This is a genomic window from Pseudomonas sp. AAC, assembly GCF_000725445.1.
GTDB classification, from domain to species: Bacteria; Pseudomonadota; Gammaproteobacteria; order Pseudomonadales; family Pseudomonadaceae; genus Pseudomonas; species Pseudomonas citronellolis.
Window position 1 is genome coordinate 183,143 of sequence record NZ_KL647102.1, and the last position, 24,383, is coordinate 207,525.

Sequence of the window (24,383 nt, forward strand, 5' to 3'; positions counted from 1 at the left end):
CGGCAGGAGGGCGCCCATGTGTGACACCCTCGTCCTGCGCGCCGACGGCTGCACCTGGTTCGCCAAGAATAGCGACCGCGAACCCTCCGAACCCCAGCGCCTGCTGCGCCTGCCCGCGGTGCGTGGCGATACGGCCAGGCAGATGCGCGCCACCTACCTGGAGATTCCCCAGGTCGCCGACCGCCATGCCGTCATCCTCAGCCAGCCCGCTTGGCTGTGGGGCGCGGAAATGGGCGTGAACGAGCACGGCGTGGCCGTCGGCAACGAAGCGGTCTTCACTCGCCTGGTGGACCAGACCGGCGAGGCGCTGCTGGGCATGGATCTGGTGCGCCTGGGCCTGGAGCGCGGCGCCAGCGCGCGCGAAGCCCTGGAAGTGATCACCGGCCTGCTGGAACGCCACGGCCAGGGCGGGCCGGCGGGCTTTCGCAACAAGCGCCTGCGCTACGACAACAGCTTCGTCATCGCCGATGCCGGCGAGGCCTGGGTGCTGGAAACCGCCGGCCGCCTGTGGGCGGCGCGGCGGGTGGAGCGCTGCGCCATCTCCAACGCCCTGAGCATCGGCCACGAATACGACCTGTGCAGCCACGATCTGCCGGCCCACGCCCGGCGCCTGGGCTGCTGGAACGGCCGCGGCGACTTCCACTTCGCCCGCGCCTTCGACGGTCGCCTGCTGCCCTGGGTGGCCGGGGCGCACCAGCGCCGGCGGATGAACCAGGAGTTCCTCGCCAGTTGCCCGCGCCAGCCCGGCTGGGAGGCCCTGGTGGTCGCCCTGCGCAACCACGGCCGGCGCGACCACAACTTCACCCGCCACGACAACCGCCAGGTGTGCATGCACGCCGGCAGCTTCTGGCGCCCCTCGCAGACCACCGCCAGCCTCATCGCCCGCCTGGGCCCGGACGGCCCGCGCCTGGCCGCCACCGGCACCTCGGCGCCGTGCCTGTCGCTGTTCCAGCCGTTGGGCTTCGAGGCGGCCGCCGGCGCCAGCCTGCTCAGCAAGGCCGACGAGCCGCTGGAGCAGTCCCTTTGGTGCCGTTTCGAAGCGGTGCATCGCCGCGCCCTGGTGGATGCCGAATTCGCCGCCGCCCTGCGCGCCGGGCACGCCTGGCTGGAGGCTGAGCAACTCGCCGCGCTGGACCGCCGCAACCCCGACTGGGCGCACCTGGCCGCCGAAGCCGAGGCCTGGCACGCCGCCTGGCAGCAACTCGCCGGGCAACTGGAGCCGCGCCTGCCGCGCTGGTGGCGGCAGCACGCCACGCCTTGAGCCATAGTGCTTGTCAAAGGCCGTCGGCGTTACGTAAGGTGCGCCAGCCGCAGAGGAGGAGCCACCATGAGCGACCTGGAACAACTGTTCGAGAACAACGCCCGCTGGGCCGAAGCAATCAATCGCGAGGACCCTGACTTCTTCGCCAAGCTGGCCCGCCAGCAGGCACCGGAATACCTGTGGATCGGCTGCTCCGATGCACGGGTGCCGGCCAACGAGATCGTCGGCATGCTGCCCGGCGACCTGTTCGTCCACCGCAACGTCGCCAACGTGGTGCTGCACACCGACCTCAACTGCCTGTCGGTGATCCAGTACGCGGTGGACGTGCTCAAGGTGAAACACATCCTGGTCACCGGCCACTACGGCTGTGGCGGCGTGCGCGCCTCGCTGCAGGACCAGCAGTTCGGCCTGATCGACGGCTGGCTGCGGACCATCCGCGACCTCGCCTACGAGTACCGCGACCACCTGTCCCAGTTCGCCAGCGAGGAAGAGCGCGTCGACCGCCTGTGCGAGCTGAACGTCATCCAGCAGGTGGCCAACGTCAGCCACACCACCATCGTGCAGAACGCCTGGCACCGCGGCCAGCCGCTGTCGGTGCACGGCTGCATCTACGGCATCAAGGACGGCCGCTGGAAGAACCTCAACGTCACCGTCAGCGGCCTCGACCAACTGCCGCCGCAGTATCGCCTGCGCCCCATGGGCGAGGCCTGAGCCGCCCCGTGCCGGTCGTCCGGCCCGCCTCGCCGGGCGCGCCGGGCAGACCGAAGATAGGGCAAGGCCACTGACGAAGAGGCGAGCATGCGCGAACTCTGCGTGATCCCCGGCGACGGCATCGGCCGTGAGGTCGTGCCGCCGGCCGTGGCCGTACTGCAGAAACTGCTACCCGACCTGCGCCTGCGCGAAGCGGAGGCGGGTTGGGAGTGCTTCCAGCGCCACGGCACCTCGGTGCCCGAAGCCACCCTGGAAGCGCTGCGGGAATGCGGAGCCGGGCTGTTCGGCGCGGTGTCCTCGCCCAGCCACAAGGTAGAAGGCTACCGCAGCGCCATCCTGCGCCTGCGCCAGGAACTGGGCCTGTACCTCAACCTGCGCCCGGTGCGCACCTGGCCGGCGGTATCGCCCCACGCCGGCGTCGACCTATTGATCCTGCGCGAGAACAGCGAAGGGCTGTACAGCGGCCGCGAGCACTGGGAGGCCGATGGCGTGGCCATCGCCGAACGGGTGATCAGCCGCGCCGCCTGCGCGCGCCTGGCCCAGGCCGCATCAAGCATCGCCCGGCAACGCCAGGCGCGGCGCATCACCCTGGTGCACAAGGCCAACGTCCTGCCGCTGACCTGCGGTCTGTTCCGCGACACCTGCCGCGACCTGCTGGCTACCGAAGGCTGGGGCGACGTGCTCGACGAGCGCCTGGTGGACGTGGCGGCCCTGCAACTGGTGGAGCGCCCGGAAGCCTTCGACCTGATCGTCACCAGCAACCTGTTCGGCGACATCCTCTCCGACCTCGCCAGCCACTGGGGTGGCGGCCTGGCCCTGGCGCCCTCGCTCAACCTGGGCGAGCGACTGGCCCTGGCCGAGCCGGTCCACGGCAGCGCCCCCGATATCGCCGGCAGTGGTCGCGCCAACCCCCTGGCTGCCATCCTCAGCGCGGCCATGCTGTTGCGCTTCCACTGGCACGACGAAACTGGCGCTACACGCATCGAGCGCGCGGTGGAAAGCTTCCTGCGCGAAGAAGGCCACCTCGACCACGGCCTGGAAACCACTCGCGTGGTGGGCGAGGGCATTCTGCAGCGGCTCTAGGGCTAGCCTAGCTCGGGATGGTCGGCCAGCCAGGCCGCGCAGCCGCTGCCCACGGCCAACAAGGGCAGCACCGTCAGCATCGCGCGCAAGCCTCCGCCCATGGGCAACCCCTGGACGAACAACGTCCATTCCTGGGCCGCCAGCCCGAGCAGGAGGGAAAGACAGACCACGATCAGCGTGCGGACGAGATAACGCATACAAACGCCCTGAAAAGCGGGAAAAAAGAAGCCATCGCCCGCTCGGAGCGGGGGCGGGCAATGGCTATGGGAGGGCAGGAAATGGAAGAACCTGCGAAGGCAAAGGTAGCGCCCGGGGATAACATTAGCTAGCTAACGAATGCGCGAAGGAGTTTTTCCCGGGGTGAAACAATTCGGGTATCTGGAGTGGGAGCCGATGGGCGGGGCTGCGTCCTACGGCATGCCTTCGCCTGTCATTACAGGAGAGGGGGAGGGAGCATACCGCCGTTGCGGCGAATTCCGGGGCACTCTTCGATCATCATGGGATGCGCTATTGCCCCGGAACACTTGGAGTCCACCATGCATCCTTTCTCCATGCTGTCCAGCCAGGTGCCTGAGGCCGTCGACGCCCCTGAAGCGGCCGATGACGAGGACATGGAGCTACGCCAGCTAGTGGAGGAACGTCGCGATGAGCCTTCCAGGGAGATTTCGCTGGATGAGCTGTGAGTTCCGTCAGTGGACACCGGTATTTGAATGATCGCACTGGAGGCAGCCATGGCCAGCATCACCATCAGAAACCTGGACGACGACCTGGAGATCCGGCTCCGTGCGCGCGCCGACAGTCATGGTCGCTCTATGGAAGAGGAGGCCAGGGAGATCCTGGTGCGTGCACTCTCCAAGGATGAAAAGCGGGAAGGCTTGGGGAGCCGGATTCGTGCCCACTTCGCATCTGTAGGTGGAGCTGACATCGAGCTTCCAGTTCGCAGGAGCAAGGCTCGAGCGGTGGTCTTCGGAGAATGATCCTGTTCGATACCGGCCCGCTTTCGGAGCTGAACTTCGAGGTTTTCAGCGCTCGGCCTGTACGAGAAATACCCAGGAGGTGCCGTTATGCGTGTAGTCAACTTCTCCTATGCCCGCAACAACCTGAAGAAGCTCATCGAAGATGTTGTCGATGGCGAGGATTTCATCGTGATTTCTCGTCGAGACGCGCCGAATGCCGTGCTGCTTTCGCTCGATAGCTTCAACAGCCTGATGGAAACTGTTCATCTGCTGAAGTCCCCAGCTAATGCCGCCCGCCTGGCGCGTTCCTTGGCTCAAATGGAGCAGAGATAGTGGATTGCCACTGAGGGAGCTGGACCATGACAACCAACGGAATGCGCCCCATTCATCCTGGGGAAATCCTGCGTGAAGAGTTCCAGCAGGCGCTGGGGATAACTCCGGCCGCTCTGGCTCGCGCCTTGAATGTGTCGGTCCCGACTGTTAAAGACATTGTCCGCGAGCGCCGTGGCGTCACTGCGGATATGGCTATTCGGCTGGGCCGCTACTTCGACACCTCAGCCGGGTTCTGGATGAACCTGCAGAGCCAGTACGAGCTAGCGACTCACGGTTAGAACTGCTGGCTCGATGAAAGTATCAGGATGACTCCGAACTCCCAGCACCTAAGGCTCTCGGGAAATCCGTAGGACGCATAACGCCGATGGCGTTATCCACCGAATCGCGGACAGAGTCCGCTCCTACGGTTCAGGGAAGCATGGGCGTAGGAGCGGACTTCGTCCGCGATTGGACTTGCCGGCCACGCCAGCCGTCCAGATGGTACTACGTGTTCAGGATGACTCTGGAGTTTCCGGCAGCTCCAACGGCCCCCCTCTCCCTCCGGGAGAGGGGGGAGAGGAGCAGAGCCAGGATTAGGCACCTTCGCTGAACCAACGTATCGCTTACTTAAATGAACAGAGGGATGCGGGGGCTTGAGGGGCGCGAGAGGGAGGGCCAGGTTGCTGACGCTTTGTAATCGCCGCCCAAAAAGAAAAGGGGTTAGCTTTCGCTAACCCCTTGAAAATAATGGTGGCTACACCGGGACTTGAACCTGGGACATCAGCATTATGAATCGCATGGCGTGACCATCGCTCGGCCTCAAAACCACTTATTTCCGGGCTTTCAGAGCGGCTGTTAGCTGGTTCAACCTCACTGTTTCGCGCTAGCGCTATGATGTAGTCACCTATTGTCATGAATTTTAATGAAGTCAAACTATACGTTCGAGATAGCTTTGGTGTAGAGCTATATAATAGCTTATCTTGTGTATAACTTTGCCGTTTTCTTCGGTCATTTCAATTGTGATTGGGGTGTTTTTATATTTTATAGCTACGTTTACAGGGTGGTCTTGGCGAGATAGTTGGAAGTATTTGTTTTGGTCTATATTTATAAAGTGATATTTTGATTTGTATCTATTCTGTGGCCAGTGCAAGGAGTCTCCATGAAAACTGAATCCCATGTTTTCTAGCTCGCTTTTACCGTTTTTTGATATTAAGATTAATTCGCCGAACGGGGCTGGGGAAGAGGTTTCAATGGAGCTCGATGTTCTGAATAATATTTGGGCGCACATCCAGTCATGGTAGTTTGTTAGTGTTCTACCTAATCCATTAAATACATAATGGATGTCTGTGTTTTCTAAAAACGCCTCGCGTGGATATGGGACAGTAATCGAGTAGGGCTTAGGGTCTGCGAGGCGGATGTAGGCTAATAGTGGTACTTCTTGTTTATGAGTCTCAATGTCTTTAAAAAATTCAGACAGAAATCTATCTAGCTCATTTTTTGATAGGGGTTGTTTTGTAATGGCTCGTTCTACCGAAACTTCAAGTGAGTTTTTAAGCTCTACTGAAAAATCTTTGCATATGGCCTTTAGCTCTTCGACCTGGTCTTTCAGTAATCCTATTCTGTCAGTAAAGGCTTTGTTTGATAGTGTTTTATTGAAGGAGTTTTCTAGAGTGACTGCTCGTTTTGATGCCGCTTTAAGTTCTCTAATCTTTGCATTAGGAATTGGTATTGGCTGTGTTGTTGTTTCGCGAGCGCGCCCTGGAGCTTCGAATATTCTTGTTCGCCATAGCTCGTAGATGATTAACGCACCAATGGCATCTACAATTTTGAACTCTAGAGTATCGTTGCTATGGAATCGTTCGGCGAAATTTTTTTCATGAACTAGAGCCTTTACGCAAGATTCGATGGAAGAGGGGACTGGTGATCCACCTACGTTAATAGCGCCCGCTCCTGCGGGATTCTTTAACTCTCGACAATCAATAAAGATTTCTGGAGAAGTTGCCAGGATAACTCCCAGCATATTCAAGGTCTCAATCTCCATGCCGTTAGAAATCTCTTTAAGTCCCACCTCGTTCCAAAGGGATATTAGAGTGGATTCTAGTTTTTGCTGTTTTTCTAATAATTCGCTAGGGTGGCAGTTCTCTGCCAAATATACATTCATTTCTGGAACGTATATGGTGTCAAAATTCTCTTTGAGTTTCTCGTAAGTAATAATTCCGGAGTAATTATTGTCGACATCGCTGGCAAGTTCCCTTATTTTGGGGTAGCTCCATAGTTCGGGAACTGCTTGTGGTAAGTTCCAGCCTTGGCCTTGATCGCGAAACGACCAAGATACCATTTGATTGGCATGCTCGATGAGGGATGGAAAATCGTCTGGCATAGTATAGACAGCATTCCATGCAAGCGACTTGAAGTGTGCGAATAGGGCGCGGTAAACGAAAATACTTCCCTTGTCGAGGAAGCAGTTTAAGAATATTCGACCGTTTCTAAAGAACCGCCCATAGGGAGGTAATGCCTTCTCTCGATATCGCGCTATTCTTTCCGCTTCGAAGAAGTGCTGCGAAAACTTTTCGCACTTAAAGAGCGCGCGAGGGAGGATATATAGATATAGTCCTGCTGCTTCTTGATAAACGTCTAGTTCTCGAGTATTTTCAATCTCTGCCAAAAGTCTTGGCGTTGAATTCAGAAGTTGCGTTAGGAATAATTTTGATTCCTCGGCGGGAAGTCTTTTTAGGTGTTCATATGCGAGGCTCTGAATTCTCTGGTCTATTTGTATTTTGCTGTGATCACTTACTAGTTCATAGGCTTCAATTTCTAGAACTGTGGGTATGAGCGATTCGGGGGATTTTGACAGTCGCTTGATTTTTCTGATGTAAAAAAAATTTCTAGTTAATTTTATCGGATGCTTGAGTTCAGATTTTTTGTCTATGACAATAGACGGTGAGTTTGTTCCAAGGCATATTGCATCTATCAGTTCGCTTTTGATTTCTGAAATGTCCGACATCAATTTGTAAGTGAAGTGTAGATGGCGGAATAGATCGGATATGGTGCCTGTAAATAGCAGAGTTGCTGCCAGTAGAGGTGGGATTAAGTATTGTGTTTCTATGTAATTTGAAAGAAATATTAATTTGAAAAGAATTGCAAAGGAAAGGAACGAGAATAGTGATCTGTTAAGTTTTTGAGGGTCTACTTCAGATATTCGATGGTAGATCATCAATAGGGAAGGGCTTCGATATCTGTTTCGAGTTGCTTCGATTACGTTCAGAGATATTGGGAGTGCTAATGCGCCTAAAGCTGCCGATACTGCAATTATATCTGTCAGGATACTGGTCCAGTCGGTGTATGCAGTCTTAGTTGCTTTTTCTAATAGATAAGAAGAGCCACGGGAAATGGCTAGGAATAATTCATCGAACATTCAGCGCAAGCCCTTGCATGGAGTGTATTTAACTTTCGCATCTTTGTGTCCTTCGGATTATTTATACGGAAAGTATTCCTGAAAACCACAGGGTTCCCAAAGATAGGGCGGCGCCGGTAAAAAGGCCTAAAAGGAACGTTTTTCGCGTGCGCCTGCGAATTGCTAATTCATACCGCGCTGCCCATACCGCGTATTCGGGAGGTACAGGCATTTTTTTGATCCAGGGCTCTCGTTGTTTTGTCGTGATTTTTGGTTCTTGGCGACCATTCTGGGCAGATGCCGGTTGCTCGTCCTGTTCGCTACGAGCGCTCCTGAACCATTCCCTGTCGTATAGCCCCATTTGCTACTCCTTGCCTTATCTCGTTCGGGCGTACCAGCGCCTAGCTACTTCCTGTGTAATCGCTATCCCGCGTCTTGTCCGGCCAAGTTTCGATGAGCCTCATCGTATTCAGGACTGGTCTGGCCGCTATCGGGCGCGACTTCTCCCGTCACCAGCCAAAGGGCGTACTGAGGGAAAAGGGCTATCACAGCCTCGATCTCGGCATCCGTAATACGTGCTTTGCCGTTGCGCACGTTTCCCCACCGGTAACGATCAATACCGGTTTCCTTCTCGAACCAGACGCTTGTCCGCTCCTTGTTGAACAAGGTTATAAGGCGGTCTTTTATCATGCCCAAATATTCTACTTAGTAGCAATCTAGATGTATGGTTGACTTACTTAGTAAATGTTACTCAGTAGGTGTGATTTTTATTATAGGGCAAAACCATGGAAGAGTCTGGAATAGTGGGGTTCACTGTCACTGGAGCGGCTGAGAAGGTCGCCGATTTCCGCACGGCGCCGTTCTGCTCCCAGGTCGTATTCGCTCAGATGCTCGGCATGGAAGAAATCACCGAGGACGTGGTGCGGGGCTGGGTAGAGACCAAGACCGTTCCTACGGTGAAAATCGGCCGCCGCCGCGTCATTAACCTCCAACGCATCCGCCGCGACCTGGAGCGGGGCAAGTCGATCTTCTGCCAAGGGGACTACGACGATGAATAACGCCCGCACCTTCCCCCAGTTCAAGCTCCGCCTGCCGCCTGGGCTGCTGAGTAGAGCGAAGGTTGCCGCCAAGACCTCTCGCCGCTCCCTCAACGCTGAACTCGTTCTACGCCTTCAAGAGAGTTTCGACTGGGAGGTGCTTGTAGATGCTCGCCAATCAATATCGGCACCTGCCACACCCCGCCGACTGCGACTGCTCTGTGTGCTTTGTCGCAAGGATGGGACCCCAATCGTCCAGCCCGTCGCCGTGTCCCGACTGCCGGCCCCCTGGGCGCCCCTACAAGGAAAATGGCCGGTGGCTCTGCCGCCCCCGTTCTTTCTGCGCGAAACACGACCCACGCCGCCAACCGACACCGTATTGGCACGTTGTCTACGACAGCGGCAAGCCGACGCCCTTCGTGCCGATCCTCGAGCCCTTCGGAGCTGACCTTTCTCACCCTGGATCAAGTGACAAGGCTCCTTGAGGAGTGCCAAGCCAGCACCAATACACATACCTACCCGGTCGCACTGCTGTGTCTCGCCACAGGCGCCCGTTGGGATGAAGCCGAAAGCCTTTCCCGGGGGGGGCCGTACAAGGCGGCAAGGTTCACTACCACCGAACCAAGAACCGGCAGAGTAGGGCGGTGCCTATCCCCGCAGAACTGGAAAGACTGATCCTCGGCCGAGGTATGCCAGGCTCTGGCCGCTTGTTCATGTCCTGCCGTGCTGCTTTTCGATGTGCCTACCAGCGTTGCGGCTTCCATACACCTGGTCAGGTGACCCACATCCTACGGCACACCTTCGCGAGTCATTACATGATGGGGGGAGGGGACATACTCACGTTGCAGAGAATTCTCGGATACTCCTCGATCACCGTGACTATGCGTTATGCGCACCTGTCGCCGGAGCATCTGGAATCCGCTGTGCGTTACTCGCCACTTACTCAATCGGGCTACCAGTTGACCTCGACTGGACCTATGGTATTCTCTGACTGCGTTAATGCTTAACGTTAAGGATTAAAATTGATCCTGGGCTTCCGATGCGAAGGCACCCGCCAGTTGTTCGAGACGGGCTCTTCCAGGCGCTGGAGCGCGATTCTTACCGTCGCTACTCGCAAGCTGTTGATGCTTCACGCTGCCGTCGAGCTACGAGACTTGCGCTCTCCACCCGGTAACCGGTTGGAAGCGTTGCATGGCAACCGGTCGGGCCAGCACAGCATCAGAATCAACGACCAATGGCGTGTCTGCTTCGTGTGGACCGAGGCAGGCCCGGATCAAGTCGAGATAGTGGATTACCACTGAGGGAGGTGGACCATGACAACCAACGGAATGCGCCCCATCCATCCAGGGGAGATCCTGCGTGAAGAGTACCTACAAGAGCTGGGGATGACCCCGGCCGCACTAGCTCGTGCCTTGAACGTGTCGGCTCCGACCGTGAATGACATTGTCCGCGAGCGTCGTGGCGTCACTGCGGATATGGCTATCCGGCTGGGCCGCTACTTCGATACGTCCGCCGAGTTCTGGATGAACCTGCAAGGTGAGTACGCCCTGGCGACTGCTTACGCGGCGAATGGCGAACAGATCGAGCACGAAGTTGAGCCTTTGGCTGCTCACGGCTAGAGATGCTTGCTGATGAAAGGGCCTCGCAGATGCGGGGCTTTTTTTGTGCGTGATGATTGGTGCAGGGGAGGGGCGTAGACAGGATGTAGTCGGCTTGTAGTCTGCCGGCCCAAAAGAAAAGGGGCTAGCTTGCGCTAACCCCTTGAAAATAATGGTGGCTACACCGGGACTTGAACCTGGGACATCAGCATTATGAATGCTGCGCTCTAACCGACTGAGCTATGTAGCCGAGTGGCGCGCATTTTCCGGATCTTTCGGGGGGCTGTCAACCCCCTTTGGTTAGATATTTTTCTGTTCTTTCAAGCGTTTAGCGGGACGAGCGGTAGGGCGGGAACGAAAAAGGCCCCGCGGGGTGCGCGGGGGCCTTTTCGGCTTGCTGGCGGGCGCCCTGGGGCGCTGCCGGGGGCTTAGACGTTAGATTGGAAGTAAGGTTTTATAGGCCAGTAGTTTAAGGTGCTTCGTTGATTTTTTTATTTTTCGTACCCGGTTTTGTACCCGGATTAAAGGGCTCTACATGCTCTAATCGAGACGACCCTGGAACCGGTCGGAGTGGGAGAGAGGGTTGGAGCAAGCGCCCCCGGCACGGAGAGGGCCAAGTTAAGGCGCTGTTCAGTAATAGGGGGCGTGGTGCAAGCGCACAGTTGTTGCCGATCAGGGGCTTTGCTGAGCCTACGAGGGCTGCGGGAAGCTATCTGCCCTCGTCGCTGACTGCTGCTCAAAACTGTAGTTCAAGGTAGCCAATAGACTCCTGGGGGCACCCCAGATGCCCTGACCGTACCAGTTCACCCCAGTCCGGTGCTCCTGGTCGAGCAGGTTGTTGACGTTCAACTGCGCTGATATCTGGGGAGTGATGTCGTAATGGGCCATCAGGTTGGCGACCAGGTAGTCGGACTGCTCCTGGCGCTGGCCCAGGGGTCCCGCTCCTCGTAATAGGTACGGCTCTGCCAGTTGGCGCCGCCCCCACCGTCAACTGCTTCCACTCGCTCCAATTGGGGGCACTTCGTCGGACTCCTTGGAGCTATTGTGAGTGGCGAAGATTAAGGCATTCCAGTTCCCGGTGAGCGCTCCGGACAGCGCGAATTCCCCGTCCTTGTAGATGGTGCCGTCGGTGGCGTAGTAGGCCGGGCTGTCGGGGTTGGTTTGCACCGATTCCTGAGATGGGAGGCTTCAATTAGTGATACCTCCGGATCCACGTGATTGCTGAGGTCCCAGGCAATGTGTACTGCATGACAGAGTATGGTGAAAGGAAGGCCTATCACGTCCAATGGCTGTGGTCGCCGGCAAAAGTCTATGGCCGCACAACTGTGGGGCATGATTTTGCGATCTGCAATTGATCCACCAGTAACGCTATCTATACGCCAGTCTGGAAGGCCGTGCAGACATATTGCCAAGGAGCGGCAGTTGATCCGTATGGCAATGAGCACTAGAGCCAGTTAGATAGCGGGAAATTACCCTGTTACACTGGCGAGTGGAGTGCGTACTAAGTAGTACGTTGTGGAAATCGTTTAGTCAAATATCCCTGTTGAACTGTTTCTGGATAGGCGGTGGGTGTATGTTTTAATGCTTTTATATGTTTGATTTGGTTTGAGTATGGATGTTTGGTTTTCGTCTGGGTTTCTCTTTTATCACGATGCTTAGGGGGGTTGTTGATCTGGTTTGCGTGTTGGTGGACTCATGATTTTTGTGTGCTCGATGTACTGCTTGGGGCTGTTGTGGGGTTGTCTTTCTCTCTTTAGTTTTCTGTAAATAATTTGTTTATCTTCTCTGTTAGTTCAAAAATTGTTGTTGGTGTTTTCTTTTGAGGGGTATTTTGAATTTCTGTGGTTTCTGTGGTTTCTGTGGTTTCTGTGGTTTCTGTGGTTGGCCGTTTTTTATATCTGTTGATATCTGATTCTCTTATGGTGCGCTTTTGAGGGGGGAGTGGGTCTAGAATGTTTAATGTGTCTATAAGTAGTTCTTTGATCTCTTCATTGTCCTGTATGATTTTTTCTATTTCTGAGTTTTTTAGGGGGCTTTTCCGAAAGTTGTTCAGTGTTTTTGCTGCTTTTTTTGATTTATTGAGGGATTTTTGTGTGATTTTTTTAGATTTAGATATCCTCTCTTTTAATTCTTTTATCTGGTTCTCTGAGTGTTTTAGTTTTGCTTTAAACGCTTCTTCGTATTTTAATACTTCGGCGGCTAATTTTATTAGAGCCTTATGGTTTCTGTTTTGAGAAGAGAGGTTTTGCTCTGCGGGGCTGATGTTTCCTGTACTTGATCTTTCCTCCGCACTCCTGCTTTTCCTTGTCCTATAGGCTGCCTTTAACTGACTAAGGGAATTTCTTCCTGAGTCGGTTCTCTCTAGTTGTACTCCTACTTTAAGAAGTCGATCTAAATCTACAGGCCCATGGAGAGATATTTCCCCTTTTCCATGCAGGTAGTTTTGTGCCCAGGCGATATCGGAATTCGTTAGAAGTTTTTTTGATACCCATACTGCGAATGATTCAGATTCTCTAGCCATGCCTTCCATCCAATTTTGTTGCGTTACGGTAACGTTACGCTATGGATTTTTGGGGTTCAAGTGCGGTATAGGGGGTAAAAGCTCGAAAAAGGGGGGTATGGCATGGGGGAGGTGCTGCTGACTGCACCGATAGCTGGCGTTGGGGCTGAGGCGAAGTATTTCCTCATCGCGTTCATCTATCGTTTTGATGCTACCCAATGGAAGGAAATGTCTGTGAAGGAATTGGCTCGATCCTTGGAGGTGACCCCTGGAGTGGCATCCAGGGCCCGCGAGGCATTGATTGAACATCAATGCTTTGACTGCCGCAAGGTTGCTACTGCAGGAAGACCCACGCTCGGGCTGAAGGTGAGCCAGGGGCTGGCCTGCAAACTCGGCGACCTCAGCACTTCGGCATCCCATCATGGGCCCGTTCTGCGTCACCTTTTCAGTGGTGTGATCTATCGTGATTATGAGGCCAACCGGACGCCGGCATCATCGAATGAGCTTCTGAGACCGCAACTCCGCCTATTACTCGCAACGCTATTCGCCCATGCCAATGAACTGGGACTGGTAGATGGCCTCGGGCTCGCTCAACTCCGACAGTTATTGGGGGAGGGGGAGGAGAAGGTCGACAGGTGGCTGAAGGAACTCCTGCAGCTTGGCTTCATTCGCCGAAAGATAGCGGGGCTCTCGGACTCGCTCTATGCCGATACGAAAGTGACCAGCAGCTATATCCTGAACCTGAACCATCCAGGGCTTGCTTCGGCGGACTGCAGCAGCCCAGTTGTAGCTTTTTATGGTGAGGCAATGCGCTCTGAGGAGAGCCGCCATGGTTTTGCGGAGCGATTTTCGCGGGTGCAAGGGGCGTTTCAGGGCCTTGGCCGCACTTATGAAATGCTTGTCTGGAGGATCTATCAAGGCGTAAGCCTGCTTCTTTCGAATCACTGGAGCGTCTTGGGCGACTCTGTCCGTCTCCCCCAAATTGATGGCCTAGAGAAAATCATGACTGAAAGCCTCCACGCGTCGGGTAAAGATGATTCCTCACTTGAGGTCATGGTTGCTGACATGTGCTGGTGGGCTTTCCATTTGGCTTCGCGGGTTAAGAATCGAATAGCGGGGGATAGCGCTTTTGCGAGCTTGGTAGGGCGGAGGGTGCTTGCGTTCCCTGCCAAAAATAGAGACACGGATGATTCGATGACCTTGGTCTTTGCTCAAGAGCCCAGGGGAGATGGCCCTGAATGTGTAATTTCTTTAAGCAGCACCAAGGGACACATCGAGATCTGGACGAAAGAATCTGAGCTTTCTCAAGAGCAGCTTTCCAAGCATGGCTTGGTCTCTTTTGTGGAAGAGACTACAGCTAGTTAAATTTTATGAATGTTGCCCATCCTCTGGACCAATACAGGAGCACCGTCCATGTCCATGAGGATCATCAGTTTAAAAGAGGTCATGGACCTCACCAGTCTTGCTCGCTCGACCATCTATAAATACATCGCTCTCGGCACGTTCCCGCTTCCTTTATCTGTGGGGGAGCGTTGCGTTCGCTGGTTGGAGAGCGAAGTGCACGAGTGGATCCTTGATCGGATCGCTGAGCGTGATGAGAAAGTCCAGGTTGCAGGTAAACATTGATGCCGATAGAGCTACCCGATGACCAAGGCTCCCTGGTCATCGGGTAGCTCTGCCGTCTGCTTAGGCTGGTGCTATTTCTCAGATAACTCCCAGTGTCCTGTTCTGTTATTTCTTCCGGCTACGCTTGGTGTTCTTCGTCTAGATGCTCGATGGCGCTTGGTGTTTTGAAAATAGGGTCGTGGGGTTTATTGATATAGCTACTAACTCTCTCTAACTATGTATCCTCTCTCCCACTCCACCTAAATACCAGACACCTAGCTAGCTACCCACCTCACCAGTTTAAAAATACCCACTCCGTACTTGGTATGTCTTCCAACAACCAGGTACACACCATGACCAATCAAGCAGCCAAACACCTCTCCCAATCCGACATCGCTATCCAGATCGAACGACTCGTGAATGCAGTGATCCGTCACGATGGTCCTGCATTCAGGATCAGCTACGACGCACAGGGGGATGAGCTCATCAAGAGAACCAGGCTCTCTCGGTACTTCGATCACGTCCGGCAGATGTATCACCTGGTGCATGACGAGGCGTATGCCCTGAGTGAACACCTGCTTGCGTTCAAGGAAGCGTGCTACGACATCGGCATCGAGTTCGGGATGTTCGGGATGACGTGCATGGACGAGAGCGAGGGAGGGCTCCTATCAGAGGCCCAGACCTACAACTGGCTCGTGGAGAGGATCCGGGTGCACGTGCAGACCAAGTGGTTCAAGCGTGGGAAGCATGACCGTGTTTGCCGGGAGAAGCGTAATCGGCAAGCCGTCACCGAGTACGTAGAGCGGGTGATGGATAGCCGCTCTCGTACCGTAGTGGTGAGGGTGAATCTGTACTACCGGGAAGCAGCACGTGCTCGCTTGAAGGTAGAGGACGTCTTCGAGGACCTAGACAGGCTGATCCGGGCTCGGGAATACGATCCGGTCTTCCAGCACGCGACGGGCTACATCTGCGCTGTAGAACAAGGCGAGGACATGGGCTACCACATCCATGCGGCCTTCTTCTTCGATGGCCGGAAGGTGCTCATGGACATCGTTAAGGCTAAAGCTATTGGCAAACTGTGGGAGAGGATCACGGATGGCTGGGGGTACTTCCACAGCTGCAACCATGACAAGGCACGGTACAAGGAGCGGTGCGGGGTAGGGATGTTCAAGCATCGCGACGGTACAGGTAAGCAGAACGTCATCAACGCCTGCCACTACCTGATCGAGGACGGACAGTCTTTGCGAGTGAAGCCAGTGGGAGCCAGGTGTCTTCGCTTGGGGCGCCTGACCAGCTTGTCGGAACGTGCTGACCACGCTCTGACTCCATCTCGTTGGGCCCGTTAACGGTAGTGATGGATTGCGACCCAGAGCAGTCTCAATCCAGCGTTGATGGTCTTGACTGGTTGCCTGCGGTTCCGATGGCAACGTAGGCTGACCTTGTTTCCGATGCGCGGGAACAAGGCATCCATTCATTCCATAGTCGAACCTACTGAAGCAGCTCTCCATGACATCGATGCGACGTCCGCCTCCGCTTCAACTTCTTCCGGCATTCGAAGCCTCGGCCAGACTTCTGAGTTTCAGCAAGGCCGCCCAGGAACTGCACCTGACGACTTCGGCGATCAGCCAGCAGATCAAACAGCTGGAAAATCAGTTGGGGCTGCCACTGTTCCGGCGCCTGACTCGGCGCCTGGAACTCACGGACGCGGGCCACCAGTTTGCCCGGGTGGCCTCGCAGACGCTGGCGACATATCGACAGGGGCACGCCGAATTCGCCCATCGTTTCGACAGGCCGACGCTGCGGTTGAGCATGACGCCCCTCATTGCACATGAGTTCCTGCTTCCCCACGTCGAGGTTTTTCAGGCCCGCCATCCGGGGGTGAGCCTTTCGCTCGAAGCCAGCATGGAGTTGGTCGATTTCGAAAAGGAGCCGGTCGATGCTGCCATCCGTGTCGGCCACGGCCAATGGCCCGGACTGGAGTCCTGGCTGCTGTGCGGATGCGAGGCAGTGCTGCTCGCGGCCCCCTCTCTGCTGGCGCGGCATCCGGTGAACCGGCTGGAAGACCTGGAGCACCATACGTTGATCCGCCGCAGGCATGAGCAGTTCGGCTGGGAGTCTCTGGCGAGTCTCGCCAAGGTTTCCACCGTCCCGAGCAAAGGGGACCTGCTGGTGGATTCCGACCTGGCTGCCCTGCATGCGGCGGAACGGGGTCTGGGGATCGCGCTGGGCTTCCTGCCGGCGGGGACACCGTTTTCGAAACTCTGGCCGGACACCCGCCTGGTGGCAGTGCTGCCACCGCTGACGACGCCACTCAGCGCCTACTTCGTATTCCGTCCTGACAACGGAAAGGCTGAACTGCTCAGGGATGCCTTCGACTGGATTCGTTCCCAGGTGACACCGGTGCCCAGTCCTGATGGTTAAGCAGGGCTTAATCGTGCGACAGAAATCATCGTTCGTCATGCGCAGGGCCAGTCCTTAGAGTCGTCTGCACACGCAGGTTGCTGCAGCGAGGGCTCCCATGAACGCATTCCAGTCAGAAAAGCCATCGGTCGAATATCCCGAATCAGGCCTGGCCAAGCCACTGATCCTGAAGACCGGCACCATCATCCGCAATCGCATCGCCAAGGCGGCCATGCACGAATCCATGGGCGACAAGCATGGAGCCCCCAGCCACTGGCTGCTGCCGCTCTACGAGGCCTGGGCGCAGGGTGGTGTCGGCCTGAGCCTCACCGGCAATGTCATGATCGACGGCCGGGCTCGCAGCGAGCCTGACAACGTGGTGGTGGAGGACGAGCGACATCTGGAGTTCCTGCGCGAGTGGGCACGGCGAGGAAGCAGCGGCGGTACCCAGCTCTGGATGCAGATCAACCACCCCGGGAAGCAGGCGATGAACGGCCTCAATCGGGAGAACCTGGCGCCCTCCGCCATTCCCTTCAACGCGGAGCTGGCTCCCTATTTCCCGACACCCCGCGAAATCCGGCCTGACGAGATCAAGGAGGTCATCGATCGTTTCGCCAGCACTGCTCGTATCGCCAAGAAAGCTGGATTTGGTGGCGTCCAGATCCATGCCGCCCACGGCTATCTGATCAACCAGTTCCTGTCGCCGCACCATAACCGGCGCGAGGACGACTGGGGCGGTACGCCGGAGAAGCGTCGGCGTTTCCTCATGGCCGTCTATCACGCTATGCGAGATGCGGTGGGCCACGATTACCCGATAGGTATCAAGCTCAACTCGGCCGACTTCCAGAAAGGCGGTTACGATGAAGGTGAATCCATGGAGGCCGTGCTGGCCATCGCGGATGCTGGTATCGACATGATCGAGATTTCCGGCGGCACCTATGAGTCACCGGCGATGACCGGCACACAGCCGGTGCAGAAGGAAAGTACTCGTCAGCGCGAGGCCTATTTCCTCGCGTTCGCCGAGAAGGTGAGGGAACAGACGTCCGTGCCACTGATGGTGACCGGTGGCTTTCGTACCGTCGCGGGCATGAATGAGGCGTTGCAGAGTGGGGCTCTGGAGCTGGTCGGGCTGGCTCGCCTGCTCAGCCTCGACCCCGCCGTACCGCAACGTCTCCTTGCTGGCCTGGACCCTAGCCATGAAGTCAGCCCCAGGGTTTCCGGCGTGGAGGCCATCGACCGCTCGCGGATGATGGAAATCATCTGGTACACGCACCAGCTCATGCGCATAGCGCGCAAGGGGCAGGCCCGCCCGGACGAGTCCGTCCTGAAAGTCGCGCTCTGCTACATGCTGGGCAATTTTGTCCGCGGCGACATCGGCTTGCCCAAGTTCCGCGCCGGCTGAGCGCGTATGCCTGCCGGTGCGTAACCGGCCTTCCCTGAAGTGATTCCAGACCTGGCGCTTCGCTGTCCGCCGGTTAGCCCCTGTCGGATGGTTTCTGCCATCGAAAACGGAGAACACCCATGGTATTCGAACTCCCCCAGCTTCCTTTCGAACTGGACGCGCTCGCTCCCCATATTTCGAAAGAGACGCTCGAATATCACTACGGCAAGCATCACGCTGCCTACGTAGTGAAATTGAACGAGTTGATCCGAGGTGGCGAGTTCGAAGGCCGCACCCTGGAGGAAATCATCAGGACTTCCGAAGGGGCGACCTTCAACAACGCTGCGCAAATCTGGAACCACAGTTTCTATTGGAACTGCCTGAGCCCCAGCGGCGGCGGTCGGCCGGACGGCGCGCTGGGCGATGCCATCGACACCGGATTCGGCTCCTTCGAGGGTTTCCAGCAGGCGTTCAACGACAAAGCGGTCAGCAACTTCGGCTCTTCCTGGACCTGGCTGGTGAGAAAGCCCAGCGGCTCGCTCGCCATCGTGAACACCAGCAACGCGGAAACGCCGCTGACCTCTGCCGATAGGCCCCTGCTGACCTGCGACCTGTGGGAGCACGCCTACTACATCGATTATCGCAATGCCCGTCCCAAGTACCTCAATGCGTTCTGGCATCTGGTGAACTGGGATTTCGTAGCGGCCAATCTGGCCTGCTGAGTCATTGCATCGGCGATGTCCACCCACCAAGAGAGTCAATGTAATGAACAACGATCAAGACTCCCGTTGTCTATCCGCAATCGGTGAAGCGGGCAGGTCATCGCCATTGAGCAAACTCGAGTCGCTGGGAGTCCGTTACCCCGTGATGCAGGCCGGCATGACGTCCATCTCGGGGCCGGCTTTGGCCGGGGCGGTTTGTGCGGCAGGAGGAATCGGCACGCTAGGTCTGCATGATGTCTCGGTCTGGGAACAAACCATCGAGCAGACCCGGGCGAAGGCGGCCGGGCAACCGATCTGCGTCAACCTGCTGCTGCCCTACACGCGCATGAAGCATGTCGAAGTGGTCATCCGTCAGCAGGTACCGATGGTCACGCTGTTCTGGGGGGATGGAAAACCCTTGATCCAGCAGCTTCGCCGCGAGGGTGTGTTCGTCTTCCAGCAGGTGGGGTCAAGGCAGGAAGCGGAAAGGGCGCTCGATGCCGGGGTCGACGGGTTGGTTGTGCAGGGTGTCGAGGCTGGTGGCCATGTTAGGGCAACCCAGCGGCTCGATGCTGTTCTGCCGGAAATCGTTGCGCTGACGTCGACCATCCCCCTTTTCGCGGCCGGAGGTATTTACACGGCAGAGGATGCTGAGCGGGCTATTCGTCTGGGGGCACATGGCGTCTGCTCGGGAACACGCTTTGTGCTGACGCCCGAGAGCAACGCGCATGAGGCATATCGCCAGAGGCTGCTGGCAGCGCAGGATACCCTTGTCACTGAGCTGTTCGGATTGGGGTGGCCGGACGTTCATCGTGTGGTGCCCAACAAGGCGACCGATCGCTGGTGTCGGGCGGATGGTTCCATTCCCGCCTGGCTGCGGTGGTTCAATTCGAGCCTATCGTTCACACGTAGGCTGCTGCCGATGAAGGCCCATGCGGCCGTTTTCCAAAGACCGGGCCTGCCGGTCTTTTCGCCCGTTCCACTCGTCGACCAATTGCCCGCGGCCTTGCTCGAAGCTACAGCGCTATATGCCGGCGAGCAGGTGGGCCGTATTCGCAGCATTCTTCCCGCCGCCGAGATCGTCGAAGAGCTGGCTCAAGGAGTCACGCTGGGCGGTGTCGCAGCAAGAGCTCACGCGGGGAGTTAGCTTCAGCCTGAGGGCTAGGGGGACTTCAAGGGCCGTTTTGAGGGCTGAAGGGTGCTACACCATTACATAGAGGGTTGTATTGCTCGTGTCACTTTGACACTATCCAATCGTCATCATTGCAGCTGACCAGTCTGAACCCCATCTCCTGCTGAGCATCCACAATGATGGATTTTCCCTTTAAGGACCCGGCTTCGGCCGGGTTTCTTTTTTCAGGGCCGCGACAGGAAAGCTCTATTGAACTGCCTTGCCGGTTTGCTCCGGCATGCGCAATTCCCGTACCGGGAAGGCGAATTCGACGCCTAGCTCATCGAGCCCCGAAAGTAGCCGCAGGTTGATCGCCTGCTGGACGTCCATATAGCGGTTGTAGTCGGCGGTTTGCATGATGTAGACGACCTCGAACAGCAGCCGGCTTTCTTCGAAGGCGGCTAGATGGGCGCGGTCGAACTTCGCCTCTGTCTGGGCGTCGATGATTTCCTTTACGAGTCCCGTCACCGCCTTTGCCTTGTCGGCTGGGGTCCGGTAGCTGATTCCGAACTGGAACACGATCCGCCTCGTATTCATTCGTTTGTAGTTATGCAGCGTCTGCTTGAGCAGTTCGGTGTTGGAGCAGACGATCTGCTCGCCACTGAGGCTGCGGATGCGGGTGGTCTTCAAGCCTATGTGCTCGATGGTGCCCGCCACGTCACCGAACACCACGAAGTCATCGATCTCGAACGGCTTGTCGAAGCCAATCGAGAGTGATGCGAACACGTCGCTCAAGATGGTCTGCACTGCGAGTGCTACAGCGATGCCACCTACGCCCAGGCTGGCGATCAGGGCGGTGATGTCGACGCCCAGGTTGGCCAGGATGGAAAGCAGCATTACAGCCCAGACGACGATCAGCACTACCACCGAGATGATTGTCGCCATCACCGGGTTCTGGATGCCACCGAATCGCGAGAGGGCGAGGTCGCGGGTCCACAGGCGGGCGCAGGCATCGAGCCACAGTGCCACCTGCAGGGCCAGGACGACGAACCATCCATGGGCCAGCGCCATCTCCCAGTTGACGGGAAGGGTGACCAACTTGAGGGCCAGCATCAGCGCGAAGACGAACACCAGGGTGTTGCGGGTCCTGTTCGCGATGACCGATGCGTAGCGTGCCCAGTGGCTGGTCCTACCCTCCAGGCGCTTCCTTGTGGCGCCCAGCAGGAAACGAAACAGCCCATAGCCGATCACGGTCGTGGCCGCCACTAGCAGCAGATGACCGAGAAAGGCCAGATCGAGCCAGGTGTTGAGTTGCTCCATGGAAATCCTCCCGTTCGACTCGGTTTGAATAGTCTTGGTCGAGCCGGGTCGGGAGAAGTTCAGGAAAATGGCGAAAGGCGTTTCGAGGGCACCTCAGCCCGACGCCAGTGTCTGGCTGGCCGTTGCCGCCTCGCGCAAGGGCGGCTCCGGCAGATTGTCGGGTGGGACTTCCAGGATGCGCAGGGCGCCGCTCATCACGCGACTGAACACCGGCGCGGCGACCTTACCGCCGAAGTAGCCGTCGCGGCTGGGCTCGTCGATTACCACCGAGATGGCGATGCGCGGAGCGCTGATCGGGCCGAAGCCGACGAACATCGAGCGGTAGGCGTTTTCCCGGTAGCCGCGCGCACCGGTGGCGGCCTTGCGCGCTGTGCCGCTCTTGCCGGCCACGTGATAGCCGGGCACCCGGGCGCGATGGATGCCGCGGGGCGATTCGACCACCTGTTCGAGCATGGCCGTCACGGTGTGCGCGACCTTTTCCGGAATGACCTGCTCGGGGCGCGGTGCGCGCTCGCGGCGCACCAGCGATAGGGGTACCATGCGCCCGCCATTGGCCAGGGTGGCATAGGCGTGTGCCAGCTGCACGGCGGTTATCGACAGGCCGTAACCGTACGACAGCGTGGCCGTCTCCGCTGGCCGCCAGCGCGGGTAGGCCGGTAGGTTACCGACGCGCTCGCCGGGGAAGCCCAGACCGGTGTACTGGCCCAGGCCCATCCGTTGCATCACGTCGTGGATGGCTTGGCCGCCGATGTCGAACGCCACCTTGCTCATGCCGACGTTGCTGGAGTTGATGAGGATGCCGGTGAGGTCGAGTATGCGGCCCTCGCTGCGGGTCACGTCGCGAATGGTGTAGTGGCCGATGCGCAGGCTGCCGGGCCACACTTCGACCTGGTCGGACGGCCGCCAGCGGCCGCTTTCCAGGGCGGCGCACATGGAAATGGGCTTGACGGTGGAGCCTGGCTCGAACACGTCGGTCAGCGCGCGGTTGCGGATGGCCGCGGGGTCCAGGCCCTGGCGGTTGTTCGGGTTGAAGGTGGGCTGGTTGGCCATCGCCAGCAACTCACCGGTACGCACGTCGATCATCACCAGGCTGCCGGCCTTGGCGCCGAACTGGTCCAGCGCCCGCTTCAGTTCGCGGTTGGCGAGGTATTGCAGGCGCAGGTCCAGCGACAACGCCAGGTCCTTGCCGGGCTTGGCGTTGCGCACGACCTGCAGGTTCTTCACCACGCGCCCGTACAGGTCCTTGAGCACCAGGCGTCGGCCGGGCACCCCGGACAGCCAACTGTCGAAGGCATATTCCACGCCCTCCTGGCCGTGGCCGTCGATATCGGTGAAGCCGACCACCTGGGACGTCGTATCGCTGGCCGGGTAGAAGCGCCGATACTCTTCCCGCGCATAGACGCCCGGCACCTTGCGCGCCAGGATGGCCTGCCCGACCACCGGCGGCAGGCCCCGCTCCAGGTAGAAGAACTCGCGTTCGCTGTTGGCCTGCAGGCGCGCCGCGAAGGCCGCAGGCGTTTGGCCCAGGGCATTGGCGAGTTCCGCCCAGCGCTCGGGGGCCGCGGCCAGTTCCCTGCCGTTGGCCCAGAGGGTGAGCATCGGCGTGCTCACCGCCAGGGGCTCTCCCCGGCGGTCGGTGATCTCGCCGCGATGGGCGGGAATCTTCAGATAACGCAGGCTACGCGCATCGCCATGGGCCTGCAGGAACTCGCGCTGATGCAATTGCAGTTCGAGCAGGCGCCAGCAGAGCACGGCCGAAAGAAGGCCGAAGAGCAGGATGACCAGGCGCAGGCGCCAGGGGTGGCTGAGGCTGGGTGGAATGTTCATTGGGCGACGCTGTCCGGGCGTTTCACTGGGCTATCTGTCGACCTGGGGCGCTGAAAGGGGGGCAATGTACCACGTCATCCGGACTGGCCTGCTTCGGGCGTTCGGCCCGAGAGGCTGACGGTCGTTGTGCGCTGGGCCGAGCGCCGGCTGGCAGGCCCTGTCGTTACGCATGGTCACTCGGGCGGTCGGCCGAAATCCTGAACCCCTTTGTCAGACGTCGGTCGACCGGGTTGTCGCCTTGTGCAGAACGATCAAGCGCGGTCGTTTGGCGATTCCTTCAACCACGATAACGAAGCGAGGATCAACCCATGCAGACTCAAGACTACGAGGCCTGTTTGCAGGCGTGCACAGACTGCGCCGTTGCTTGTGAGCGATGTGCCAGTGCATGCCTGGGCGAAGAAAATGTGCGGTCGATGGCTCGATGCATCGAGCTGGATCGCGATTGTGCCGATACTTGCCGTCTCGCCGCATTGCTCATGGCCAGAAACAGCTCGTTGGCCAAAGACGCCTGCCGGCTTTGTGCATGGATTTGCAGGGCATGTGGCGAGGAGTGCGGCAAGCACGAGCATGAGCATTGCCGCCAGTGCGCGGCGGCTTGCCGACTCTGCGCCGAGGCTTGCGAGCGGATGGCAGCCTGAAGTCTCGGGCACCGGTAGCGGATGCAATCGGTGCCTTGGGGGCTCAGGCCTCGCGTTCGGTGCTGGCGATGAGTCGCGAGTCGGCCAGGGCGGCTGTGCGATGCACCGTTGCCGCACGATATTCGCTATCGGCCAGCATGCTCAGGAACGCTTCCCTCGAGGGGTAGCGCACCAGCAGAATTTCGTCCCATCGCTCGTCTTCCGGAGCGATGAGCGCCACATGGGCGTCTGCCAGCAGCCGAACCGAGCCGCCGACTGCGGCGACTTTCGCCCCGGCGACGCGGGCATAGCGGGCATAGGCCTCGCGGCCGGTGCAGGGGGGCGCTCCCGCATCCGGCGGATAGTCGGCTTCGGTCCGGTAACGCAGCAGATTGAGCATCAGTATCGGCTTGCCTGCCGGCATTTCCTCGGTGAACCGGGCAAGTTGTTCGCGGCTTGGATTCAGGCTGGGCATGGCGTCGCTCCGGAAGGGGTGGGGATGACGTTGCTGCCGAGCGAGTTGGGTGGTCAAGGCCTATTCATGTGCTGAATGGCGCCGGATGACCCTG

General features: G+C 58.1%; 27 protein-coding genes, 1 tRNA gene and 2 pseudogenes. 21 read left to right on the forward strand and 9 right to left on the reverse strand.

What is annotated here, in order from left to right; all coding sequences use genetic code 11:
• Nucleotides 1-16: 16 nt before the first annotated feature.
• From FG99_RS28330 to FG99_RS28340, 3 genes are all read left to right on the forward strand, one after another.
• Nucleotides 17-1,261 (forward strand): C69 family dipeptidase, encoded by a 1,245-nt coding sequence (locus FG99_RS28330; RefSeq protein WP_043273530.1) that lies wholly within the window; start codon nucleotides 17-19, stop codon nucleotides 1,259-1,261.
• Between the two features lie 66 nt (nucleotides 1,262-1,327).
• The gene (gene can / locus FG99_RS28335) at nucleotides 1,328-1,972 is read left to right on the forward strand and encodes a carbonate dehydratase (RefSeq protein ID WP_043273532.1); all 645 of its coding nucleotides are present in this window, start codon (nucleotides 1,328-1,330) and stop codon (nucleotides 1,970-1,972) included.
• A gap of 87 nt (nucleotides 1,973-2,059) precedes the next feature.
• Entirely contained in the window at nucleotides 2,060-3,055 is a 996-nt protein-coding gene (locus FG99_RS28340) for an isocitrate/isopropylmalate dehydrogenase family protein (RefSeq protein ID WP_043273533.1), read from the forward strand.
• 2 nt (nucleotides 3,056-3,057) lie between these two features.
• Here the strand turns inward: FG99_RS28340 and FG99_RS28345 are convergent, their stop codons facing one another.
• Nucleotides 3,058-3,252, reverse strand: a complete 195-nt coding sequence (locus FG99_RS28345) for a hypothetical protein (RefSeq protein WP_009617424.1) — start codon at nucleotides 3,250-3,252, stop codon at nucleotides 3,058-3,060.
• Between the two features lie 339 nt (nucleotides 3,253-3,591).
• On the opposite strand from FG99_RS28345, the gene FG99_RS32325 reads away from it, so the two are divergent.
• From FG99_RS32325 to FG99_RS28360, 4 genes are all read left to right on the forward strand, one after another.
• Entirely contained in the window at nucleotides 3,592-3,738 is a 147-nt protein-coding gene (locus FG99_RS32325) for a hypothetical protein (protein WP_156060104.1), read from the forward strand.
• 48 nt (nucleotides 3,739-3,786) lie between these two features.
• Nucleotides 3,787-4,032, forward strand: a complete 246-nt coding sequence (locus tag FG99_RS28350) for a FitA-like ribbon-helix-helix domain-containing protein (RefSeq protein WP_043273534.1) — start codon at nucleotides 3,787-3,789, stop codon at nucleotides 4,030-4,032.
• A gap of 87 nt (nucleotides 4,033-4,119) precedes the next feature.
• Nucleotides 4,120-4,344 carry a type II toxin-antitoxin system Phd/YefM family antitoxin gene (locus tag FG99_RS28355; RefSeq protein ID WP_043273535.1) on the forward strand — a complete coding sequence of 75 codons (225 nt, stop codon included), beginning with the start codon at nucleotides 4,120-4,122 and terminating at the stop codon, nucleotides 4,342-4,344.
• 26 nt (nucleotides 4,345-4,370) lie between these two features.
• A complete protein-coding gene (locus FG99_RS28360; protein WP_009617426.1) occupies nucleotides 4,371-4,622 on the forward strand; it encodes a HigA family addiction module antitoxin in 252 nt (83 codons plus the stop codon).
• Between the two features lie 629 nt (nucleotides 4,623-5,251).
• On the opposite strand, the gene FG99_RS32330 is transcribed toward FG99_RS28360, so the two are convergent.
• Both FG99_RS32330 and FG99_RS28365 read right to left on the reverse strand, forming a co-directional pair.
• Nucleotides 5,252-7,738, reverse strand: a complete 2,487-nt coding sequence (locus FG99_RS32330; protein WP_141766123.1) for a hypothetical protein — start codon at nucleotides 7,736-7,738, stop codon at nucleotides 5,252-5,254.
• Between the two features lie 402 nt (nucleotides 7,739-8,140).
• The gene (locus FG99_RS28365) at nucleotides 8,141-8,407 is read right to left on the reverse strand and encodes a hypothetical protein (RefSeq protein ID WP_043273537.1); all 267 of its coding nucleotides are present in this window, start codon (nucleotides 8,405-8,407) and stop codon (nucleotides 8,141-8,143) included.
• 95 nt (nucleotides 8,408-8,502) lie between these two features.
• On the opposite strand from FG99_RS28365, the gene FG99_RS28370 reads away from it, so the two are divergent.
• The 6 genes and pseudogenes from FG99_RS28370 to FG99_RS28385 all read left to right on the forward strand — a co-directional run bounded on the left by FG99_RS28370 (nucleotide 8,503) and on the right by FG99_RS28385 (nucleotide 10,373).
• On the forward strand, nucleotides 8,503-8,775 hold the full coding sequence (locus tag FG99_RS28370; protein WP_043273539.1) for a hypothetical protein: 273 nt from the start codon (nucleotides 8,503-8,505) through the stop codon (nucleotides 8,773-8,775).
• Nucleotides 8,768-8,899 (forward strand): annotated as a pseudogene (locus FG99_RS32555) (Arc family DNA-binding protein); the annotation flags it as partial. The gene FG99_RS28370 and the pseudogene FG99_RS32555, both read left to right, overlap by 8 nt.
• 22 nt (nucleotides 8,900-8,921) lie before the next feature.
• Nucleotides 8,922-9,239 carry a lysogeny maintenance protein PflM gene (locus FG99_RS32560; protein ID WP_168187673.1) on the forward strand — a complete coding sequence of 106 codons (318 nt, stop codon included), beginning with the start codon at nucleotides 8,922-8,924 and terminating at the stop codon, nucleotides 9,237-9,239.
• Nucleotides 9,196-9,761: pseudogene (locus tag FG99_RS31720) on the forward strand (tyrosine-type recombinase/integrase); the annotation flags it as partial. The gene FG99_RS32560 and the pseudogene FG99_RS31720, both read left to right, overlap by 44 nt.
• A gap of 15 nt (nucleotides 9,762-9,776) precedes the next feature.
• A complete protein-coding gene (locus FG99_RS28380) occupies nucleotides 9,777-10,055 on the forward strand; it encodes a type II toxin-antitoxin system RelE/ParE family toxin (RefSeq protein WP_043273541.1) in 279 nt (92 codons plus the stop codon).
• 12 nt (nucleotides 10,056-10,067) lie between these two features.
• Nucleotides 10,068-10,373: a HigA family addiction module antitoxin gene (locus tag FG99_RS28385; protein WP_043273543.1), complete on the forward strand. Its 306-nt coding sequence runs from the start codon at nucleotides 10,068-10,070 to the stop codon at nucleotides 10,371-10,373.
• A gap of 152 nt (nucleotides 10,374-10,525) precedes the next feature.
• On the opposite strand, the gene FG99_RS28390 is transcribed toward FG99_RS28385, so the two are convergent.
• The 3 genes from FG99_RS28390 to FG99_RS32335 form a co-directional block, all read right to left on the reverse strand.
• A tRNA-Met gene (locus FG99_RS28390) sits at nucleotides 10,526-10,602 on the reverse strand.
• 737 nt (nucleotides 10,603-11,339) lie between these two features.
• Complete coding sequence (locus FG99_RS32660; RefSeq protein WP_023101144.1) at nucleotides 11,340-11,519, reverse strand: hypothetical protein; 180 nt, start codon at nucleotides 11,517-11,519, stop codon at nucleotides 11,340-11,342.
• Nucleotides 11,520-12,105: 586 nt separating this feature from the next.
• Complete coding sequence (locus tag FG99_RS32335) at nucleotides 12,106-12,873, reverse strand: hypothetical protein (protein ID WP_156060105.1); 768 nt, start codon at nucleotides 12,871-12,873, stop codon at nucleotides 12,106-12,108.
• 102 nt (nucleotides 12,874-12,975) lie between these two features.
• On the opposite strand from FG99_RS32335, the gene FG99_RS28405 reads away from it, so the two are divergent.
• From FG99_RS28405 to FG99_RS28435, 7 genes are all read left to right on the forward strand, one after another.
• A complete protein-coding gene (locus FG99_RS28405) occupies nucleotides 12,976-14,217 on the forward strand; it encodes a hypothetical protein (protein WP_172616480.1) in 1,242 nt (413 codons plus the stop codon).
• Between the two features lie 54 nt (nucleotides 14,218-14,271).
• Entirely contained in the window at nucleotides 14,272-14,478 is a 207-nt protein-coding gene (locus FG99_RS28410) for a helix-turn-helix transcriptional regulator (protein ID WP_034076322.1), read from the forward strand.
• 332 nt (nucleotides 14,479-14,810) lie between these two features.
• The gene (locus FG99_RS28415; protein ID WP_043273544.1) at nucleotides 14,811-15,803 is read left to right on the forward strand and encodes a YagK/YfjJ domain-containing protein; all 993 of its coding nucleotides are present in this window, start codon (nucleotides 14,811-14,813) and stop codon (nucleotides 15,801-15,803) included.
• A 160-nt stretch (nucleotides 15,804-15,963) separates the two neighbouring features.
• Nucleotides 15,964-16,878: a LysR substrate-binding domain-containing protein gene (locus tag FG99_RS30920; RefSeq protein WP_051879336.1), complete on the forward strand. Its 915-nt coding sequence runs from the start codon at nucleotides 15,964-15,966 to the stop codon at nucleotides 16,876-16,878.
• A 97-nt stretch (nucleotides 16,879-16,975) separates the two neighbouring features.
• Nucleotides 16,976-18,259 (forward strand): NADH:flavin oxidoreductase/NADH oxidase family protein, encoded by a 1,284-nt coding sequence (locus FG99_RS28425; RefSeq protein WP_051879338.1) that lies wholly within the window; start codon nucleotides 16,976-16,978, stop codon nucleotides 18,257-18,259.
• Nucleotides 18,260-18,378: 119 nt separating this feature from the next.
• Nucleotides 18,379-18,960, forward strand: a complete 582-nt coding sequence (locus FG99_RS28430; RefSeq protein WP_042170940.1) for a Fe-Mn family superoxide dismutase — start codon at nucleotides 18,379-18,381, stop codon at nucleotides 18,958-18,960.
• A 43-nt stretch (nucleotides 18,961-19,003) separates the two neighbouring features.
• A complete protein-coding gene (locus FG99_RS28435; protein ID WP_079744065.1) occupies nucleotides 19,004-20,086 on the forward strand; it encodes an NAD(P)H-dependent flavin oxidoreductase in 1,083 nt (360 codons plus the stop codon).
• A gap of 231 nt (nucleotides 20,087-20,317) precedes the next feature.
• Here the strand turns inward: FG99_RS28435 and FG99_RS28440 are convergent, their stop codons facing one another.
• Together FG99_RS28440 and FG99_RS28445 are read right to left on the reverse strand one after the other, a co-directional pair.
• Nucleotides 20,318-21,370 carry a mechanosensitive ion channel family protein gene (locus FG99_RS28440; RefSeq protein WP_043273696.1) on the reverse strand — a complete coding sequence of 351 codons (1,053 nt, stop codon included), beginning with the start codon at nucleotides 21,368-21,370 and terminating at the stop codon, nucleotides 20,318-20,320.
• Nucleotides 21,371-21,463: 93 nt separating this feature from the next.
• A complete protein-coding gene (locus FG99_RS28445) occupies nucleotides 21,464-23,197 on the reverse strand; it encodes a peptidoglycan D,D-transpeptidase FtsI family protein (RefSeq protein ID WP_043273546.1) in 1,734 nt (577 codons plus the stop codon).
• 308 nt (nucleotides 23,198-23,505) lie between these two features.
• Here FG99_RS28445 and FG99_RS31725 point away from each other — a divergent pair, with 308 nt between their 5' ends.
• Nucleotides 23,506-23,835, forward strand: coding sequence for a four-helix bundle copper-binding protein (locus tag FG99_RS31725; RefSeq protein WP_079378990.1), 330 nt, complete (start codon nucleotides 23,506-23,508; stop codon nucleotides 23,833-23,835).
• Nucleotides 23,836-23,878: 43 nt separating this feature from the next.
• On the opposite strand, the gene FG99_RS28450 is transcribed toward FG99_RS31725, so the two are convergent.
• Nucleotides 23,879-24,289 carry a DUF1330 domain-containing protein gene (locus FG99_RS28450; RefSeq protein ID WP_037011165.1) on the reverse strand — a complete coding sequence of 137 codons (411 nt, stop codon included), beginning with the start codon at nucleotides 24,287-24,289 and terminating at the stop codon, nucleotides 23,879-23,881.
• Nucleotides 24,290-24,383 lie beyond the last annotated feature (94 nt).

Excerpts from the sequence above, each read along its gene's own strand:
- FG99_RS28330 (WP_043273530.1), top strand. The coding sequence starts at position 17 with ATGTGTGACACCCTCGTCCTGCGCGCCGACGGCTGCACCTGGTTCGCC.
- can (WP_043273532.1), top strand. The coding sequence starts at position 1,328 with ATGAGCGACCTGGAACAACTGTTCGAGAACAACGCCCGCTGGGCCGAA.
- FG99_RS28340 (WP_043273533.1), top strand. The coding sequence starts at position 2,060 with ATGCGCGAACTCTGCGTGATCCCCGGCGACGGCATCGGCCGTGAGGTC.
- FG99_RS28345 (WP_009617424.1), bottom strand. The coding sequence starts at position 3,252 with ATGCGTTATCTCGTCCGCACGCTGATCGTGGTCTGTCTTTCCCTCCTG.
- FG99_RS32325 (WP_156060104.1), top strand. The coding sequence starts at position 3,592 with ATGCATCCTTTCTCCATGCTGTCCAGCCAGGTGCCTGAGGCCGTCGAC.
- FG99_RS28350 (WP_043273534.1), top strand. The coding sequence starts at position 3,787 with ATGGCCAGCATCACCATCAGAAACCTGGACGACGACCTGGAGATCCGG.
- FG99_RS28355 (WP_043273535.1), top strand. The coding sequence starts at position 4,120 with ATGCGTGTAGTCAACTTCTCCTATGCCCGCAACAACCTGAAGAAGCTC.
- FG99_RS28360 (WP_009617426.1), top strand. The coding sequence starts at position 4,371 with ATGACAACCAACGGAATGCGCCCCATTCATCCTGGGGAAATCCTGCGT.
- FG99_RS32330 (WP_141766123.1), bottom strand. The coding sequence starts at position 7,738 with ATGTTCGATGAATTATTCCTAGCCATTTCCCGTGGCTCTTCTTATCTA.
- FG99_RS28365 (WP_043273537.1), bottom strand. The coding sequence starts at position 8,407 with ATGATAAAAGACCGCCTTATAACCTTGTTCAACAAGGAGCGGACAAGC.
- FG99_RS28370 (WP_043273539.1), top strand. The coding sequence starts at position 8,503 with ATGGAAGAGTCTGGAATAGTGGGGTTCACTGTCACTGGAGCGGCTGAG.
- FG99_RS32560 (WP_168187673.1), top strand. The coding sequence starts at position 8,922 with ATGCTCGCCAATCAATATCGGCACCTGCCACACCCCGCCGACTGCGAC.
- FG99_RS28385 (WP_043273543.1), top strand. The coding sequence starts at position 10,068 with ATGACAACCAACGGAATGCGCCCCATCCATCCAGGGGAGATCCTGCGT.
- FG99_RS32335 (WP_156060105.1), bottom strand. The coding sequence starts at position 12,873 with ATGGCTAGAGAATCTGAATCATTCGCAGTATGGGTATCAAAAAAACTT.
- FG99_RS28405 (WP_172616480.1), top strand. The coding sequence starts at position 12,976 with ATGGGGGAGGTGCTGCTGACTGCACCGATAGCTGGCGTTGGGGCTGAG.
- FG99_RS28410 (WP_034076322.1), top strand. The coding sequence starts at position 14,272 with ATGAGGATCATCAGTTTAAAAGAGGTCATGGACCTCACCAGTCTTGCT.
- FG99_RS28415 (WP_043273544.1), top strand. The coding sequence starts at position 14,811 with ATGACCAATCAAGCAGCCAAACACCTCTCCCAATCCGACATCGCTATC.
- FG99_RS30920 (WP_051879336.1), top strand. The coding sequence starts at position 15,964 with ATGACATCGATGCGACGTCCGCCTCCGCTTCAACTTCTTCCGGCATTC.
- FG99_RS28425 (WP_051879338.1), top strand. The coding sequence starts at position 16,976 with ATGAACGCATTCCAGTCAGAAAAGCCATCGGTCGAATATCCCGAATCA.
- FG99_RS28430 (WP_042170940.1), top strand. The coding sequence starts at position 18,379 with ATGGTATTCGAACTCCCCCAGCTTCCTTTCGAACTGGACGCGCTCGCT.
- FG99_RS28435 (WP_079744065.1), top strand. The coding sequence starts at position 19,004 with ATGAACAACGATCAAGACTCCCGTTGTCTATCCGCAATCGGTGAAGCG.
- FG99_RS28440 (WP_043273696.1), bottom strand. The coding sequence starts at position 21,370 with ATGGAGCAACTCAACACCTGGCTCGATCTGGCCTTTCTCGGTCATCTG.
- FG99_RS28445 (WP_043273546.1), bottom strand. The coding sequence starts at position 23,197 with ATGAACATTCCACCCAGCCTCAGCCACCCCTGGCGCCTGCGCCTGGTC.
- FG99_RS31725 (WP_079378990.1), top strand. The coding sequence starts at position 23,506 with ATGCAGACTCAAGACTACGAGGCCTGTTTGCAGGCGTGCACAGACTGC.
- FG99_RS28450 (WP_037011165.1), bottom strand. The coding sequence starts at position 24,289 with ATGCCCAGCCTGAATCCAAGCCGCGAACAACTTGCCCGGTTCACCGAG.